The sequence below is a fragment of the Bradyrhizobium sp. AUGA SZCCT0177 genome, from assembly GCF_018130125.1.
Taxonomy (GTDB): domain Bacteria; phylum Pseudomonadota; class Alphaproteobacteria; order Rhizobiales; family Xanthobacteraceae; genus Bradyrhizobium.
Map to the genome: position 1 here is coordinate 81,395 of NZ_JAFCMA010000003.1, position 18,266 is coordinate 99,660.

The 18,266-nt window shown below is 58.2% G+C and carries 12 protein-coding genes; 5 read left to right on the plus strand and 7 right to left on the minus strand.

Features of this window, described 5'->3' with window-relative positions; genetic code table 11:
• Nucleotides 1-691 precede the first annotated feature (691 nt).
• Nucleotides 692-1,321: a hypothetical protein gene (locus tag JQ597_RS04550; RefSeq protein ID WP_212263055.1), complete on the plus strand. Its 630-nt coding sequence runs from the start codon at nt 692-694 to the stop codon at nt 1,319-1,321.
• 12 nt (nt 1,322-1,333) lie between these two features.
• On the opposite strand, the gene JQ597_RS04555 is transcribed toward JQ597_RS04550, so the two are convergent.
• From JQ597_RS04555 to JQ597_RS04565, 3 genes are all read right to left on the minus strand, one after another.
• The gene (locus tag JQ597_RS04555) at nt 1,334-2,440 is read right to left on the minus strand and encodes a DUF8359 domain-containing protein (protein WP_212263056.1); all 1,107 of its coding nucleotides are present in this window, start codon (nt 2,438-2,440) and stop codon (nt 1,334-1,336) included.
• Between the two features lie 213 nt (nt 2,441-2,653).
• Complete coding sequence (locus JQ597_RS04560) at nt 2,654-2,902, minus strand: hypothetical protein (protein WP_212263057.1); 249 nt, start codon at nt 2,900-2,902, stop codon at nt 2,654-2,656.
• A gap of 899 nt (nt 2,903-3,801) precedes the next feature.
• A complete protein-coding gene (locus JQ597_RS04565) occupies nt 3,802-6,147 on the minus strand; it encodes a recombinase family protein (RefSeq protein WP_212263058.1) in 2,346 nt (781 codons plus the stop codon).
• Nucleotides 6,148-6,312: 165 nt separating this feature from the next.
• On the opposite strand from JQ597_RS04565, the gene JQ597_RS04570 reads away from it, so the two are divergent.
• Nucleotides 6,313-7,101: a hypothetical protein gene (locus JQ597_RS04570; RefSeq protein WP_212263059.1), complete on the plus strand. Its 789-nt coding sequence runs from the start codon at nt 6,313-6,315 to the stop codon at nt 7,099-7,101.
• A gap of 508 nt (nt 7,102-7,609) precedes the next feature.
• On the opposite strand, the gene JQ597_RS04575 is transcribed toward JQ597_RS04570, so the two are convergent.
• On the minus strand, nt 7,610-8,665 hold the full coding sequence (locus tag JQ597_RS04575) for a 3'-5' exonuclease (RefSeq protein WP_212263060.1): 1,056 nt from the start codon (nt 8,663-8,665) through the stop codon (nt 7,610-7,612).
• A gap of 391 nt (nt 8,666-9,056) precedes the next feature.
• Between JQ597_RS04575 and JQ597_RS04580 the strand changes: the two genes are divergently transcribed.
• The 3 genes from JQ597_RS04580 to JQ597_RS04590 all read left to right on the plus strand — a co-directional run bounded on the left by JQ597_RS04580 (nt 9,057) and on the right by JQ597_RS04590 (nt 11,065).
• Nucleotides 9,057-9,764, plus strand: coding sequence for a hypothetical protein (locus tag JQ597_RS04580; RefSeq protein ID WP_212263061.1), 708 nt, complete (start codon nt 9,057-9,059; stop codon nt 9,762-9,764).
• 62 nt (nt 9,765-9,826) lie between these two features.
• Nucleotides 9,827-10,339: a hypothetical protein gene (locus JQ597_RS04585; protein WP_212263062.1), complete on the plus strand. Its 513-nt coding sequence runs from the start codon at nt 9,827-9,829 to the stop codon at nt 10,337-10,339.
• Between the two features lie 30 nt (nt 10,340-10,369).
• The gene (locus JQ597_RS04590) at nt 10,370-11,065 is read left to right on the plus strand and encodes a hypothetical protein (protein WP_212263063.1); all 696 of its coding nucleotides are present in this window, start codon (nt 10,370-10,372) and stop codon (nt 11,063-11,065) included.
• Nucleotides 11,066-11,097: 32 nt separating this feature from the next.
• Here JQ597_RS04590 and JQ597_RS04595 read toward each other — a convergent pair whose 3' ends face one another.
• The 3 genes from JQ597_RS04595 to JQ597_RS04605 all read right to left on the minus strand — a co-directional run bounded on the left by JQ597_RS04595 (nt 11,098) and on the right by JQ597_RS04605 (nt 18,212).
• Nucleotides 11,098-11,871 carry a hypothetical protein gene (locus JQ597_RS04595; RefSeq protein WP_212263064.1) on the minus strand — a complete coding sequence of 258 codons (774 nt, stop codon included), beginning with the start codon at nt 11,869-11,871 and terminating at the stop codon, nt 11,098-11,100.
• Between the two features lie 99 nt (nt 11,872-11,970).
• The gene (locus JQ597_RS04600) at nt 11,971-13,455 is read right to left on the minus strand and encodes a hypothetical protein (protein WP_212263065.1); all 1,485 of its coding nucleotides are present in this window, start codon (nt 13,453-13,455) and stop codon (nt 11,971-11,973) included.
• Nucleotides 13,455-18,212 carry an AAA domain-containing protein gene (locus JQ597_RS04605; protein WP_212263066.1) on the minus strand — a complete coding sequence of 1,586 codons (4,758 nt, stop codon included), beginning with the start codon at nt 18,210-18,212 and terminating at the stop codon, nt 13,455-13,457. Before JQ597_RS04605 ends, JQ597_RS04600 begins: the two co-directional genes overlap by 1 nt.
• Between the last annotated feature and the right edge of the window lie 54 nt (nt 18,213-18,266).

The window sequence follows — 18,266 nt, forward strand, 5'->3', positions numbered from 1 at the left end:
CCGAGCAAGGCACAGCCTCGGCCGACCGAAGAAGGAAGCACTTCGCCTTTCGGCGACGCCCAAGCATCCATTTGCGCACGAGGCGCGGATCATCAGCTAGACTTTGGCGCACTCTCCCGAGTCCGGTTGCGCGGCGGACTGTCACCAATGGCGGGGCTTCGGCGAGATCGCGCCGAACCGCATCACGCAGGCTCGGATCGCGAGATGCTACGGAGCGACGAGCGCCCCGGAGCTAACCGGTAATTTTAGGATCATCGGAGGACTCCTCGCCGGCGGGAGGCCGGCAGTCGCGTTGACTTGGATACGCTTGAGGAGATGACCTATCCGCCGGGTAGGACCGGCGGATCCATCACGGATCGTCGGCTTAGGCCTGGCGAACTAGGCGCATCGCCCTATGGCGTGCGGAAAGGATGGCGATCGGTTTGGTCATGATGCGGTTCTACACGAAAACATTTTTTGTCGCGTTCACGCGACCACTAAAATCCTACCCAATCGAATATGCAATCGCCTCGCTTGACATCAATAGGCCAGCCCGTACCAGCTTGGTCTCGCTGAAGCGGGCGCCAACACCGTCTGCAAAAGCCGACTTTTTTATCATTCTCGACTGCAGCCGATCCTGATGCTTCCCGATTTTGCTCTTGCAAGGTCGTCGATTAGCGTCCTCGCACGACATCGGGATCGGGAGACACCTATGCAGAACAGCGATAACAACTGGATGCGCCAGCTGGCGAAATCAGGATCGGCCTCGCCCCAGGGCGCCGCGGACGAAAGATTTGAAGTGGATTGCAACGCCGAGGAGCTCGGTCGACACTTCATTTCGCTCAAGACAAGGTTCGACCGCATTTCGCGCTTCGTCCCCGAAACGCAAGCGAAGATTCGGCAGCTCAATATCAAACTCAACGGAGGAAATCTTCGTCCGTCCGAGGCAAAGCGGCTCCGCCATGAACTCGAAGAGCACCACTCGCTGCTGAAGGACGCCGTGCGCGAGCAGATCAATTATGCCAAGCTCGCCAAGGCCGCCGCGGCCGACGCCTTCGGCGCGACCTTTCTCGAAGTTGCCCGCCTCAAATTGGACATTCCGACCTTCCAGGCGCTCTTTACCGAAACGCGGACAATGCTCGGCCGGCGGCCGGCGGCTGGCGTCGTGGTGCCCCGCGCACCGGAAAGCCACTCCCAGCCTGATCGGAAACGCCGGGGGCGCCGCATGCATCCGGACGAGGCCGAAGTACTACGTGCCGGAAGGATCCGAGCCGGCGGCGGGACCATGGTTTGGTCCGACGAGCGCGATCTCGATACCGAAGTCGTGCAAAGGACGCCCTGACCACAAGGCTCATCACCCCGTCAATTTTTGGATGGGCGGGTACAGCTCCAGATTAGCAAGCGCCGCCTCGTCCTCATCCGCCAGCTGACTCACCCCGACAAAATCCAGGCGCCTAAGGATTTCCTGCGCATCTTGGACCCTTCCGGAGAATTCGTTGGTGATACCAGTCCAATCGACGGCAACGAAGTCTTCGAGAATACGCCGGAAGGGTAGATTCTCGACGCTCGGACTGGACTCGGCTGCGCCGGCAAGCGAGGCCACGTGAACGCGGAGAACAGCCCACCCCAAATTGTATTTATCCTTTGCCCGGTCCCAAAGGTCGGCTGCGAGAACTCGGGCGCACATCAACGGGCCTGACTCGACGGGAGGTGGCGATACAAATTCGTCGATCCGGCAAACAACGCGGACGAAATCTTCCCGTAGGCGGAGCAATGGCTCTTCTCGACAAAACTCCTGCCTGCCGAAAGCCAATCCGCTCGCTGCGGATTCCCTTCTTGTGTCGCGATCGGGCCCAAAAAGGCGATATTCACCATAAACCCGATCGAACTCGGACGGCCCTGCTACTATGTCCACGCCGCCCGACCTGCGAACGCCGTAGTACGTCGGCAACCCGGCCTTCACCATCACGAGACCATCGCAATAGATCGTTCTGGAAGCACCGTGAGTTGCCCTTGACCATTGCCGTTTCAGCGTCGACTGCAAAAGCCTTGGTTTCTTTTCGAAGAATTCATCCTCGGAGATCGGGTCGATGACGGGCCCGAAACAACCAAGAGCCGCCCAAAAAACGTTGCCATTCCTCTTCTCTGCGGCGGAAATGAATTCCTTGATGGCAATTGGGTGGCCCGTCTTCCGCCATTCGTTACCCACTTCAGCCATGGTGGCCGCGGGTTGCCTCTTATTGAGTGCCCACCAATAGCCATCGCCGAATCGCCTTACCTCGGCTTCGAGCCTGCCGTCCTGTCCAAAGATGCGGTGGGAAACCGGGGCGGCTTCCGCGACCACTTCCTTGATCATGATGAAGCCGTCGCTCCAGAGGTGCTGCCGTCTCGGCTTTTTGTGACGCCACGGGATGTAAGTCTGAATGTAAGGTATTTGCACTTTGATCGGGATTTCGCTCATTGATTTTTCTCTGCAGCGGCGTTTCGCCTCTGGGGATTGCCCAGGCCGGTTATCAGACACATGAAGCACCGGCTCGGACGATCGATCATCCGCATCTCCCCTGTAGGGAGGTCACGGGCTGTAATAATCGATAGATCGAAATCGCTGAAGTCAAAATTAACGCTCAAGGTAAGAGCCGACTCTGTTAACCAACTGAATCTACCAGCAGCCGCTTTATGTTCGCCTGGGGCCATTCAGGACGACCACCAAAATGCTGGCATAAGGCTCGGCCTTCTCTGGATCGGCGTCGACCTCGCCGTCCCAACCGTCTTCGATCAGCGGGAATTCGACGACATCATGCCCGACCTCTTTGGCAACCATGTCAAACTCGACATAACCGTGACCTTCGGAACGACAGGTGTGTTCCACTTTCGTATGGCTACCGAGGCACGGTTCGATAATGCGCCCTTGAACCTCGGGCATACGGATCTTGAACTTTGACGAAGGCCTTGATGTAGGTGCCGGCCGGCGTGTCCTCCGTGATATCGTACTGCTTCATGTATCATCCCTCAGAGTATCGGGTACTTCCCTCAGAAAATTTCCTTCCGATGAATATACGCCAGAACCTTCTGCGGGCAGGCAAGTCAAAATTCCCGATCGGCCGTCGCTCTCCGCATTTTTCTGCGCGCATGATCCTCACGCAGGCTTAGCAGGAAAGACGCGTTGAGGGATCAATATGCATCGGAGCTGGCAGAGCATCTCCGTTGCGAGAGCGCGAACTCGGCGGCACGCCAGCACACGCGCCGGCGCCTAGTTTTCGTTCTGCATTCCGTGTGAAGCATCAATGAAACAAATATCCGGCGAAATTGATATTTTCTTGCTCTTCGAGCCAAATTCTGTCGATTTTCTCCGTCCCAAAAGTTGCGGTGCTGCTAGCAGGACCGCAACTTTTCGGATGACTAATTTCTGCAGAATTTGTTCAAACGAGCTGTCGAACGACGACATTTCGTCTGCACCCTGCGTTAGCGTTGAATGATACGAACTTGAGCATTCACGTGACCCCCAGCAGCATCCGAGGCGTCTACACCGGCATCGAGAGGCGGCTGAATGACGTGCTCCAAGTCACCAATGTGCGTTCTGAGGGCTTACGTTTTCATGCCCACTTGTGAGACGCAGGACCGAGGTCGCGAACGAGTGCATCAAGGTGATGTCGGACGAGCTCAATGTCCGGCTTGACGGAGCTGACTGCATCTCGTCAGCGTGGCCTTTCCGACCTTCGATGCAGAGGGCTCCTTGTTCATTTCGGGGGGAGCTTGAGCTTGCGGGCGACAACCCCACCGACGGTTCGTCGATCTCATGATGGGGTTGCCCCGTCCGGCACCTCAGGTCAGCAAGTTGTCCTTACTATAGCGGGTCGGCAACGACAGCTTGACCTTAGGATTCAGGGCGCGGGCCTTCTTGAGGCTGTTGCGTCGATCGAACGCAGCCGGGATGTCATCGATTTCGACGCTACGGCGGCCCCTCAATCGAATATTGATCCCCTCGAGCAAGCGCGGCGCATGGTTCGATGCGACATCGATGAACAGATCGATGACGTTCCAAAAGTTGGCAATTTCGCTTGCCGCTCGGAGCACGAGGAGAGGATGATCCCAATTCGCGACAATGTTGGGGCAGCTGTCTTTCAGGTAGCCGAAGCCGATATTCGCGCGTTTTTTGAACATCAACAGATCCATGACGTCCCGGAGTGCGATCGGCTTAGGATATCCTTCGATCCAGATGGGCTCGGTCGGGAGCATCGGAGCCATGACCGTCCATTCCTCATCCTTGATCACAATCTCGGGCAGCGACACGCGATTCCAACGGCGCCGGCGATCCTCGTCGAGATTCCTCGCCAACTTCAGTTCGACGTCGCGGGCTTCGATGCGAATGACGGGGTCCGGGTCGTCGGGAAGTGCGCCGATGTGGGCCAACGGCCCGCGAATCGTCAGGTTGAATGATCGGGACGACAGCGCTTCAACGTTGACGCTATGAACCAGTTCCTGAAGAGCCGCGACCAGGCGGGATTCGCGCTCGTCGGTGCCGTCGAAGTTCTTGCAATAGGGAAAGTCCTGAAGGAAGGTCGACAGCTCGTTGAAGTCCACATTCTCAAGCGGCCGATCGGGAATGGTGACGACCGGCAAGGCGGCCAATTCCAGCTCCTTGCGCTCCAAGTCGTCGTTGTAGTCCTTACGCAGCGATTCGATCGCCCTTCTCGGCATGTTTTGCGTGTAGGCGGTTTCGAAGGTGCCCTTGATCTTGTCAAGGACGCTTTCCATTTCGGCTTCCAACCGCTTGCGGTCGGCATCCGCCTCTGCGATTTCCTTGGCCACACTGGTCTTGTACGCCTTCTCCGCGGTCGCGAGGGCGCCGACCGCGGCGATCCTTTCCGCGACCGCCTGGACCGTTACGATCTCGACGCACTGAACGTAAACGGAAGTGCGGTGCGGGCACGGCGGAGTATCTGGCTTGCTGCTGGCTTCCTGCTCCTTGCGCTTGAAGTCTGAGCAATGCATATGGACGTGTTCGCGGGCTCGGGCGTGATGATGCATGGCACTTCCGCAATGCCCGCAGAATACGATCTCGGAAAGAAGGCGCTTCGCAGATCGCTTCCTGAGTTTCCTCGTCGTACCCATGTCGAGCGTCTGAATCTTGTTCCAAACACCAACATCGACGATTTCCCAATCGGGGCGCTCGGAGACACGCCAGGCCGACATCGGCATCTTGGTGATCTTCCTGGCGATCGTGTAGGCGTCGACTTCCACGTTTTCCGACTTCGTCTTGAAGTAGATCAGGAGGCCGATGTAGATCGGATTTCTCAAGATCGCGCCGACTTGCACGGTCGACCACTTCTTGCCCCTAGGCGACTTGACGCCTTTGGCGTTGAGGTGCCGCCTGATCTCCGCGACAGGAACGCCCACGCTCCGCATGGAGTAAATCCACTTGACGTGCTTGGCCTTCTCGTCGACCTCGAAGAGTTCTCCCGGATATCCGGGTCTTTTCTCGAAACCGTACGGTGCCGTGCCCGGAAACTTGCCGTCCAATACCGCCCGCTCGATGCCCGCACGCGTCCAGATCTTCAGGTTCTCAAGGGCTTCCTGGCTCATGACCCCGTTGAATGCCGCATGCAGCAAATGCCACTTGCCTTCGGCCGGCGTGTGGATCTCGACGCCCCAGCGACGGAGATCGCGGAATACTGAGGTGGTGAGACCGAGATCGCGAGAAAGGCGGTTGCCGAATTCAAGAATGAGCTTCTTGAACTTCCCAGCCTCGGCATCCTTCATCATACGCATGAAGTCAGGCCGCCCCGCCTTGAAGCGCCCGCTCTTGCCTTTGTCGTCGTAGACGAAGGCGATGTAGCAGTTGATCAAGCGTGCGTAGTTTTCCACGCCGCCCTGGCGGTCCATGGAAGAATCCTTCTGCTCCGGTGTCGAGACGCGACGATAGATGGCGGCCGGCTCTGGACCGGCAAGTTCGGGCGGCGGAAGTTCAGCAGCAGGGTTCTGATCCCTCACCCAACGGCTAGGCAGCTTGGCGAGGAGTTTTTGCTTGCGATCCTCCTCTTGGCTTTTTCGGGTCCGGATCTTCTGGATCTGAGGTGCCAACACGGGTTCGTCGGCCGCCGCCGGCGAGATCGACGGGCTCGGACCAACCTGAACGCCGAGCAAGTCGGCGACGGCGAAGCCGCTCAAGGCGGACGAATCTAGAGCCAACGACCCGAGGGTCGCATTGACAGTAACGGAGTAAGACACGCGCAACACCTTTGATTTGTGAATACTAAATCAATGTTGTGAATAATAATTCGCGGCCGGTTTGTCGAGTCCGAGCTCTGTTATGGTTAATTTGAGGTGAATCGGATGGCTTGGGACTGGAAGAAGACCGCAGAGGAGGCCCGGCACAAACTGGGCTCGGCAAAACACGGCTCGCGAGAGGCTGCTTTGAAGGCGGCGGGTGGCTCGAGGGACGTCAACACCGTGCGCCGCGCCGTTGCGGCGCTGGATTTCCTGGACCGAGTGAAGGTGACGCACCCCGAGAGCTACAGCGTTCTCAAGGATTCGCCTTTCGGCGTTGTCGAAACTTTCGCGCGCTGGTGGTCGTCCAATCCTGCCGACGCCGCGCTCGGCTTGGCGAAATGGAAAAATGGCGGGCTCACGACCCGAGGTATTGCGGATTCGATGCGCAAAAGTCGACCTCCCGCCGTTGAGGCTGCGAACGACGAATCCTTGGTCTCAACGTTCAGCGAATATGCCGAGCCGCGGATCCGGCAAGGCATCGAAACCACGCTCGGCACCGAGGTGACCCCGAGCGCGGACAAGCGCTCGCTGCATCGTCCTCCTGTCGACTTTCGATACATTTTCAAGGATTCGTTCGGTGGCGGCGACAGGCAGGCGGCGGCGATCGTCGTGGGGCCTTACCAAAATCAGACGATCTATCGAAAGAGGAGGCACGACTGGATGCTGAAGGCGCTCGGCCTCACTTACTTCTTCGATTTGGTTTTCGTCGTTCTGCCGGGCCAAAGTCCCGCCGACGACTACACGGCCTGGATCGAGCGCGCCCGCGCCCAGGTCGGCTCCGAGCCGCTCGCGTATGGCATGGGGACCCCAGCCGACTCGCTGAGCCGGCTGAGGATACTGGTCGTTCAGTAATCATGCTTGCCGCGAACGATAATCGCATGCCCGGTCGCCACCGGTTCGCGCTCGACCGTGCCGGTGGATTGCACCGGCGCGGTTACGGCCGCCAGGAGCTTCTAGACGTCAACGTGAGCCTTGTATTCGGCCAAGGCCTTCGCAAAGGCGTGCACCAATGCGATTGGATCTCGGGATTCCGCCGTCGGGCGAGTTCCGTCATCGCCAACGCCGGGCATCCCGTTAGTGTCTTCTTTCATGTTGCCTCCGTTTCTTCACCAAGAGCTTCGATATTTGGAGGTCTACGGCGGACCGGGCATGAGCGGAGGAAAGTTACGGATTAGCGCCCTCCGGCGCGGCGCGTTGCTCGCCTCGGGAAAACCGGAGACAAGACCGGTGTACCAGCCGGCGCCGAGAGCAGTCGCGGCCACTGCGAAAGTCGCATGCCGACCCACGTGCCCGGAGCGGGTCTTCGCCTGTTCCCCAGCCGAACCGATGCGCCCTACCGGCGTGGTAAAGATTTCGCTCATCAGCAACGCTCCGAATAGCGATCCCACGCAGTGATCTTCTGCGCATCGATGTGGATGTCGTCGCGGCCATACACCTCCCGCCGCAGAAACGAGAACTCGGCCTCAAGGTTGGCTACTTCCACGTCGATGAACCAGGCTCTGGCGTGCCCGTCGTCTCCGTCGTTCCAGCGGTATCCCTTCGACTTGAGGAGGCTCCGAAGGACGTACGGCGCCTTCGTCGCCCGCACACGAAACCGGGGGCGTCGGGCGGATTCGAGCAATGCGGCAAGGCCGGTCTGCCCGCTTCTGGGCAGCTTCCGAGCCAGAATTTCGACGCCGGCTCGACAATCGTCGGCGGCACGGTGACCATCGAAAAAGAACCCGTGACCCGCTGCGAGGTGACACAGCTTCGCACCTTCGAATCCTTCGTCAGCCCAGGCGATTTCCCGATAGGAACACCCCCACGGCTTCGAAGCAAAGACGGGCCAGAGATTTTCGCAAAAAGGTCTGTCGAATTTCGCATTGTGCGCGGTGATAATCGACGCCGCCTCCACAAAGGACATGACCTCCTCCGGATCGATGGAGGCATCGACGACCATTTCGTCCGTAATTCCAGTAAGGGCGGTGACCGCGGCCGGGATCGGCAGACCCGGATTACGCAGCCGGACGAAGGGCTCGCCCACCGTCAGAATCTTGCCGTCCATGGTGTAGTCGAAGGGCAGCATTGCGAGCTCGATGACGGTATCGTTGGACGGATCGAGACCCGTCGTTTCGACGTCAAGGAAGATCCCAAAGGGAGCCGAACGACAGGGTGCGGTACCGATCCAGGATGGATTAAGGCGTCGAAGGATTCGGAAATCGCCGGCGGCCTCCAACAAGCAAGCCATGCGTTCAAGATCCGGGGCAGCGCGATCGATGATCGAAGCGTCGATCGTGTGGGAGACTCCGGTCTGCCCGGCGTGCCACGGCCACCCGCCGTCCAGCTGCGGTATTGACGTCGGCCTTTCGACGGTGAACGCCGCCGATCGCCGACCGGGAAAGTCATGGACCGTCAGTGTCGAGTCTGATTTTTCCATCGTCAAAAACCCCGCAGGTGCCACTATGTGATTTATCACATCCGTAGCATGGTGCTACTTATCCTGTCGAGCCCTCGATCCGCGAGTGGTTAATGATCGCCGTAATGGCGACGGTACAAACGCCGGCGCGTGCGAACGACGCGCTCCACAGACGCATTGCGATCTTCAGTGAACAGGAGTGGGTTTAAGAACCCAGCCACGAAACAACTGCGTTGCTGACAGTACACCGAGGTGAAAACAGAGATTCGAACTTCAATGACGCGACACACTTGCGTCAGTCACCAAAGCACAAATTCTGTGCTTTGTTCTCCGCTAACAGACGCTCTACTTGGAGTTAGCTTCACAGCGTTTAAGTGCGGCTCAATTCTCCCCGCAATTCGACGGAAGAATCTTGGCCAGCGCTTGGCGATCGCCGCTTTTTGTGCGTTTAGTTTTTCTTATGCAGAAAGAAAGCCGACAAACGAAGCTGACGGACGCCATGATCATTCAACGGGAAACGATGCTAATGTGCTTTGCCGGCTTCCGCGAGACGTCGTGGGAGCGTGACTACGCCGAGATTATCTCGCAGATCGTCGGTCGGACGGCAGTGGAACGGGAGAGCGCCCTCGATTTGGGGACGATGCAATACATCATTCTCCGATCCATCGACCACGACCGGGCCCAAGCGGCGATCGCATGTGGTTACGTTGAAATTGTCGCTCCCTACGTCGGCGCAATCTTCGATCTCGGGCTTTCGGCCTTCCCGACGCGGTACGACCGCGGCGAGGTCTTCGGCGTGCTATCGATGCCCCAGACGCAGCAGGAACTGATCGCCAAAGTCGAGGCGGCCATGGAGCGTCGCTGCGGGGCCGTTCCGAACCTGGCCAACCCGGACGATGGCATCCCGATCCTGGAGTGGCTGACATGGTGCGTTGAGGTGATGAAGAGCGGCGACCCCCAGCATTTGCCGGAGGGCGACGTCGAACAGGAGCTGGCGCAGATCTATCGGAAGTCCGGCGCTACCAAACGGATCATCGAAGCCGCACTGGACCAGCGAAAGGTAGACGGATTTCTGAAACGCCCCGTCGAGACGATCTTGGAGCGTGTCCTGCGGGGGTGATACCAACGCCGATCAGTCCCAACGGTTGAACTAGCTGACCGGCATTCTAGGAAGAGTCATTCATGGCAGAGGGAAGCAATACTTGTGAAGACTCGACCGAGGCTTCATCGGCGTATCTCAACTATGCACAGAGGCACGGCATCAAATCCGCGCCCTACCTTACGGTGACGGACCTTGAGACTGCGGCGTTAATCGCGGAGCGCCTGGGGCCGCGCATCAGCGGTAAAATCGTCGTCGAAATCGGAGGCGGACTCGGCTTGCTGGCGCTGGCCATGGGCGTGGTGGCGCGGCGCGTCTACTGCATCGAAGCGAACCCAATGTGGTCGATGACGAGCGCAGGATTTCTGCTTCGAACGAAACCGAAGAACGTCTCGTTCCTGTTCGGGGCGGCTGACCAATTCGTCGACTATATCAGAGCAGACGTTGGCGTCGTATGCACCCACTCCGATGTATCGGGGATGATGGAGTTGGCCAGTCAATTCGCGCCGCAAACGATCGACGTTTACGGTGAAATGATCGTCGAGAATCCGGGCGCGTTCGATACCTGGGCACGATCGGCCCGATCCCGGACCTAAGGACCTTATACAAAATGCTCGGAGATACCTGTGTCGTACGATCACTCGATTTGCATTGAGAAACCTGAGGTCGCGCTAGTTAAGCGCGCAGATGGTGAGGAGCGAGTTGGGATTGTTCTCCCCATCGTTAGCATTCCAGAGGGCACCTGGAACAAGGCGCTTGATGCCGCTGCGAGTGAGATAGCCGATTATCTCGTGCAGCGGGGAGATCACGGCCGGCAATTCGACGGCGTGAAGGCACTCGTGCTTCTTCACCACGACAGGGGAACGACGTCCTCCTGGCTGGCGCGGCAGATGATCTCCCGACTGAACCAGCAGATCAGGGATGAGTTTGAGATCGATTTGGATCTGCAGGTCGAGAATGTGAAGCTCTCGGCGTCGGGATCTTTCGAAATGCTGGTTCTAACCTCCAGACTCCAAGACGCCGCCACGATATTCAATTGCAATGCGTCCATCGACCCGACCAAAAACATCGAGACGTTGCGCAACCGTACCGCCACCCTGGGGCAAGCGGAGTGGGGATTGCTGCTGGATCGCCTCATTAGACTTCTCGATTTGGCCAGGGAAGCGGAACAGGACATCTATCTCGCCATCTTTCTTAAGCTTGAACGGGACGGTTTGGTCCGTGAGGCAATGCTGCACGGGCTTGATCAAAAGGGCCTCAAGCTTGCGCTATATGGTCATACTCCTTTGAACGTGGACGGAAGTGGCTTTTCAGTCCACTGATCCCGTAGTGCCGACGGCCGTGATTCCCGCGCTCAGACCTCCCTGGAAAGCGCGGCAGTCGCAAGGATTTGGTCGTAGACCTGCCTCTTCGACCTCAACGCCTGCAGATCGGCGGCATAGGCGGTGCGCATCTTGTCTATGGCTTTCGATGCTTCCGTGATTCGGTTGGGCAACTCCGTTGCCGCTCGCAGCTCGGCCTCTTGCGCATTCGCCATGTCTTCGTCCGAGGAGCTGCTCTCAGGATCATCGGCTCCGACAGTCGCATTGTAATTGCGCATGCATTTACTGAGAACCTCAAGCGTGTCGATAAGTCCTCGTCGCGCGATCACCATGTTGTCGCCGTCCAGGTTCTTCAGTTGGTGCTGACGAAGACGTTCTTCGATGCTATCGACTGTCTGGTTCATGTCCCAGACCCAATGCGTGAGAGAGTTATGCTCTTCGTCGGTTCGGAAGTACCACATCAGCTCATCTGAGAGCTTCTCAAGCGCGACCAACTCCGGTCTGAATTCATTTTCGAGAAGCTTCTCGCGGGTGCTATAGACTTGCTGCAAGGTCGCGGCAGTTTGCAGCGAGGAGAGCCGAAGTTGCCTTAGAACCGGCTGAGCACCGAGCCAGGCGGCGAAAATTGCGCCTGCAACCGCAATCAACGTCTGATACCGGGACAGCCACCATTCGGCGCAACCGACCGGAGCATCCTTGATCGCTTCACAGGCGCCGCTGAAGGTTGCACCGTAGCTGAACCCAAGTATCGCCGAGAGTATCGCGGCCGCTGCCAGAAGGCTGGTGGTGCTGCGACTATCCATCATTCCGACGCCCCCTCCTTTTCATTTCTGCAACTACTTCCCATTGGGGAGGCTACCGTTGTTAATAGATCAATTGCGGCTTCGATGCGGATCGAGACCTGCTCAATCGCTACCGTTGACGCCAATACCAAGCGCCACGTCGATCGATGTAAGTGCGCGGTGCACGTCCTCGTCAGGTCTCGTCCAGAGCACAGCGGCGGTGCCGTCGGCCTTAGCGGCACTCTCGGCAATCAAGTGCCTGTAGCTATCCACGACCTTCGGGTTGGCCGTAATGTATCCGAACGGAAAGGGGTAGCTTGAGACGATATCTGGCGAATGAATCAGGACGGCTACCCAGCTTCCTGGCTTGAGCAGGATCTCGAGAGAGAGCGGCAACTCTCGAGACGGCACTGCCAAACACCTATCGAACAGCGGAGGCTGCCTGCCGGCTTGACCGTAGTGCTTAATCCACCGTCTGTTATCTTCAGAAGCATTGGACCTAGCGAGCAACACGGTACCGTCATCCATTTGGTGAGCCGAGGAAAGATCTCGCGCGAGATTCACGAACGGGATGCTGCGGCCCCAGGTCGAAACCGCAGGAGGTAGCCAAAACACCGGAGTTCTGGTAGTGGACGACGTGCCTCCGGTCGCCCGCGTCCAATCGAGCAGAGCAGAACGTAGATTGTCTGACGCGACTGAGCCGACGAGGCGCAGTCCGGGTGCTCCACCTCCTGTCAACGCTTGCTCATCGGCGCTCACCGCAGCACCGATCCATTGTTGACGCTCAAGCGACGACCTAACCCCGCCGCGACGCAGGATACCTCCGTCGATCCGATCTAGCAGATCGAAGGCAACTTGGTGGTCCTCGGGTGCAACGACAGACTTCATCTGTTCGCTGATGGCCGAGATCAAGGGATTTCTCGAACCCGGCCGCCCTCTGCTCGAAAGCTCGGAGAAGTCAGGAGAGGCTCCCGCCTCGTCCGCTGGCCTCCAGCGGATCGGTATCTGGAAAACCGCTGTCGTGGCGGCCACGGGTTGAATGTCCTCGATCGAATTCAGTCGGGCATCTTCATCCAGCCAGCGGCTCCTCGACTGGCCACCCCTCCACTCCTGAAAGTGCAGATCGAAGGCCTCGCTGGCCGCCGCCGCGGCGGCAGCCGCCTTCTCGCGGTCGGGAAGCTTGAGCTCCTCGATCAACCTTGCCTCCCGCGTGTTGAGAGAACTTTCCTCGACGGGAGTGAGCGCAGCAAGTTCGAAGGCGACGGTAGTTTTTATCTCCTCCATCTCGAAGAGATCCAACTTGTCCGAAACGGGAGAGAGCGCTTTCCAGCCCCGTTGGGAGAGAAAGAGCTGTCCGTTCCGCTCCTCGACCAGCCCCGTGCTCAGGACATCTTGAAGGAGGATCTTGGACTCGGGAGGATCGAAGTCGAAGAATGCGAGCATGTCGTCCAGCCGTATGCCGGGGACGAGATGCACCAATCGCGTGGCATATTCCGTCGCGAGCGGGATGGACGTTCGCTTCATAACCAGCGCAGCAATCCTGAATTTCTGGCACCGGACGGCGAATGTGGCGACGTCGATATCCACATGTTTCGGAACGGTCGGCATCATTGCCTGTCCTTTCCGATCACGGTGATACGACCGGCGGTCCGCAGCTTGCGAACAACGGATGTAAGGGAATTTCCATGCTTCTCGAACATGTTGGCGGATCCGATGATCACGAGGCGTTCCATCGCGCGAGAAAGTGCGACGTTGACTCGATTTGCCGTCCGAACGAACCCCATACTCCGCTCGGGATTGCTTCTTACCAGCGAGAGGATGACGATCCTATTTTCCTTTCCCTGATAACTGTCAACTGTACCGATCTTCACCAGTTTCCTGAACTCCGGCGCGAAGCCGGAGGTAATCATCATCTCCTCCACCAACCCGACCTGCGGCGCGTACATGCAGATCACCCCGACGAGCGGTTCGTCCTCCCGTAGATCGGCCTCTGCCGCTCTCAGGAAATCGGCCGACGCGGCTATCGTCTTAAGGCAAGCAAGGATGGCAGTAGCCTCTCTCCTATTGACGAAGCTGCTCCCGGATTCGCTTTCTCTCCTCGTAGAGCGGGAAAATCCCGTATCGATCCAGACGATTTCGTCATCCAGGGGCCGCGGCAGAAGCCGGTAGTAGTCCGGGGGATCTCCGCGCTCCGTCTTGATATCCTGACCGGGATAGAACGTCTCGGCCACCAGCTTCCCGATCTTCGGAGCCATCCGGTATTGTCTTTTCAAAGTACGGGCCACCGCGGAGCCGTAGGTCGAGTGAAATGCGCGCTCAAAATCGCTACGGCGAAGGTCCTTCCTCGACGAGAAAATCAGGCGTTTGCCCAGCGCTTCTATAAGCTCATGACCATAGAGGGGCGGAAGCTGCTTGTGGTCTCCCACCAATAGAACGCGACGTCCTGATTGCATTCCGACCGCAAGTTCGCCCGGCGTGCATCGCGCCGCCTCATCTATGATCACCAAGTCAAAAACGTTCTTGTCGACCTGAATACCTTGCCGCCCGATTCCAACGCATGTTCCGCTGATGAGATTTCTGCTCCTGGCGATCAATTCTTCCAGGCTCCTGCCGCGCATTCCGAGCGTAGCACCCCACTCCATGGCCAAACCGTGGATACGCAAAAGTCTTCGCCGTGCGTCCAGATCGTGCACGGAATGCCGCTCCGCCAGGTCTGCGCGGGCCGCCTCAAGAGCCTCTCGGCGATCTCCGTTCAAAGTGATGGAATGCCCGGCTGCCGCTTCTGTCCAGGCCTCCTGCAGCTGTTCGACCCTCTCGCGTGCGGCAGCGACGGTATCCTGATCGCGTGAGGTTGCGATGTCTTGCTCACAATACTCAATCTGACGCAGCAGCGATCCCAGTGTGCTCTCGATCTCGATCGCCTGTTCTATGTAGTCCCTGTTCAGCCCGAGGCGGTTCGCTGGTGGCACCACGCGCTCCTTCACGGCGGCGCGGAAGAGTTCCCGGTAGCGGTCCTGAATCGCGCGGGCGTGGAACTTGTGAAGCATCGGAGAAATCTTCGAATGCTGACCGACGCGCAGAAGCTCGATATTGCCGCCGAGCTTCGCAGCCACCTGAAGAATCTTTTCGGCTGCGGTATTCACCGCCTCGTGCGATTGGGACAGCACAAGGACGTTCTTCAGTCTGGACTGTGTCAGAGCAAAATGGACAAAGGCGGCAATGAACGTAGTCTTCCCGGTTCCCGGCGGCCCCTGAAGCAGGCCGACAGGTCCGTACTTCCAAAGATGTTTAAAAGCCTCGTTCTGGTCGGGATTCAGCCCATACGCTTCTAGGTCATCGTCGCGAACCTCGGGACCGAAGGTCTGCGGCGTCATGTCACCATCTGGATCGAAATACCTTATCAGATTGGCGATTTGCGACTTGCCTTCGAGAATTCGCGAGACCGCCCGCGAGCGTCGCTGGAAGCTGATGAGGTCGTCGGGGATCTTTAGGACGTCACCCTTGTGCAGGCCGCGGGCTGTACGCACATTCCTGACGACCACAGTGGTTCCTTGCGTCCGTTCGGTATCGAGATCGCCGAGTTTGTAGCCGTTCCATTGGATGCCGACCGCTTGCCCATCGCTCGGATCAACGTCCGGAACATTGTCCTCCGCGACGAGGTACAAGGTGCGCTCTTCTTCGTCGTATCGCGGCTCGGACGCGAGCGTGAATTCCGGACTGATTTCTTCCTCAACCAAGATGGTACCCTGCCAGAAATCCGTGACGGGAAATCTGCGGGGAGACAGACGCTCGGTTTGAACGACACCCGGGGCCGCGTCCCTGGCTTCGGCTACCGCAGCAGTCTCCATAGGGACAACTGCCGCGGTCAAGCGCGCCGCAATCAGCGCAGGAAGTTCCTCGACCCCGGAAAACCGCGTTGGACGGGACCGGCGCACTCTGATGGAGCCCTCAAACGACAATATCCGATGACTTTGCGCCCAAGTTGCCTGGCCCATATCCACCTTGCTTGCGATTGCGTGGAAGGGCTTTCCGTCGGCGGGATCGAAGTCGATTGTAACGCGTTGATCGAACCCGAAGATTTCGATCGAATCCGGGGCCTTCTTTGATTTTAGGACATGGAATACGCCATTGTCCGACAGCATGGGTCCCTCGAAAGCGGCTCTCGGCGTCTCGATCTCAAGTTCCAGCCTGGCGGTGGGAGGTGGACGATGACGGAATGCGATCGTCTCTTTGAGACCCTTCAAAGTCAGCCAAGGAGCAGCCCCCTCAGCACATTTGGCGACGCCAAGCATGAACAACGCCTTCGTCTCGTCGTTGCTGCAGACTTCAGCGAGCTCCGTGGCGATCTGCCCGACCGCGTACCGGTCGCGTGTCCGCAAGTCGTTATCTTCCGATGGACAATAGGCTGGGGTACGTCGTCCCCCTTCCTCGGTTGAGAAGTCGACGATGTCGACCAGGATCGGACGTGGCACATCGCCGTCAAACTGCACAACGATGTTGTTCGGCGAGAGATCGCCGTGCACCAGGTCGAGATCGTGCAGTTCGTCTACCGCGTCCACTAGTCCTACTGCGAAGCGTCGAAGAGCCTCAGGTGTCCAATCGGAGGTATTGCATTCGGAAAGGCGCTCGCCCTCGACCCACGCCTGGACGAGCAGGAGGCCGTCGGTGCAGAGGCACGCGACGTCGGTTCTGGGAAGCCAGCTCGCGTCCGCCCGTCGCAGCGCGTCGGCCTTGGCGAAGAACTCGATCAGACGAGCAGCGGATTTCCTGCGTTCGCCCAGAACTCGTTCCGGCCAGCTCTTAACGAACACGTCCTCGCCGTCCCTTTGGGCCTTGTAGATCCGATATGGCTTCTTGCTAATCCATTCGGTGGGCTCGTAGTCCGAAATTGGATCGACATCACGTCGATAGGCATCCAGCTGCTTCTCGAGTGAAGCCTTCTCCGTTTTACGAATAAGCTCGGCGAACGCGTCGGCTGCTTCGATCCCGTTCTCGTAGCGCTCTCGCGCATCGATCTTGAGACAGCGGTCGAACCAACTCCGGAAGGCCTCCGGAACATCCAGACCTTTCATACTGCCCGATGTCCAAAGAGGAACGCGGTCAACCGACTCTAGGCGCTCTCCCGAGAGAATAGTCCAAACGAGCGCTCCCGCAAGAAAGACGTCCTGCTGGAAGGGAGTGCCGGCCGCGCCCTCTCCCACGTCCTCGGGCACCCTGAAACCGCTTGCGAGCAGTTTCGAGCGTGTTGTTCCGATCGATTTTCGTTCCGGGAAATGCGCAGCGCCAAAGCCAGACAAGACGACTTTGCTTCGACGTTCGTCGATCCATACGGAATGTCGGTCGAGGTCGCGATGAGCTACCCGAATGCGATGAAGACTCGCTATCCGATCGAGGAAGAGTCGCCCCAGTTCGATCCGTCGCTCGAACGGCAGATCCTTCAGAACGCCATGGAATCGGCTAAGTCTCTCGAGATCCGGCAATCTGTCGAATATCTCCGAATATCTTAGCGTGTATTCGGAGTCGAAATGGATCGATCTCAGCACGTAGTTCTCGTGCAGGGCCGGATCTTGCATACGGATGTGCCCGAGCGCGGCTCGTTCGCGTTCCGCCACGGGACGACGTGCTTCTTCCACAAGGAACTCGCTCTCGACTGTAAAGTCCCACAATCTAAGCAACCCCGTATAGTTGGGATCTTGGGGTTGATGGCAGGCGAACTCCTCAAAGAGAGAATGCTTGAACTCCGGATCTCCGACGGGAACGAACCCGTGAAACCGCGTCTTCCGGGGCTCGAATAACTTGCCATTGCGAAAGAATTTCTGGAGAGCTGATCCGCCTTGGCCGGAATGCAACGGATCAGATTCGCCAAATCTTGTCGGGGTCGTGAACAAAATGCGAAAGTGTTGCTCACGAGAGACTTTCAAGAAATCGACAAGCTTGACGGTTCTGTCGCGCTCTACCTGATCGAGTCCGCCCGGATCACAGTCCGGATGGGTGAGAACGACGACACTTTCCACAGGGGGAACGGCTGGCAGCTGATGAACCTCGGATCTGATGAGCGTGGCAAGCATCTTCGCGTTTTCACGGATCTTGTGCGCTGGCGACGGACCAAGATTATCAACATCACGATGCCAGAAGCCTCCTCGATTCTCGAGGCGACCACGGATATGCTTCAGATCGACCAGTATAATTCTGTCTGCAGCGATGATGACCAGATCGATTTCTCGATCCTGCCCTCGTCGACCGCGTTGACGCATAACGAAGTTGGCGAACCCTTTCCATTGCCGCGGAAGAGCTCTGCGCAACTCGTCCAGTCCTTCCATTTCGGTTGGCTGTGGACCTTGAGGAAGAAAGAAGTGAATATCCATTTCCGTCCTGATTAAGTGATCGCGACCGCTGGGATGTCGGCGCCCGTCAAAATA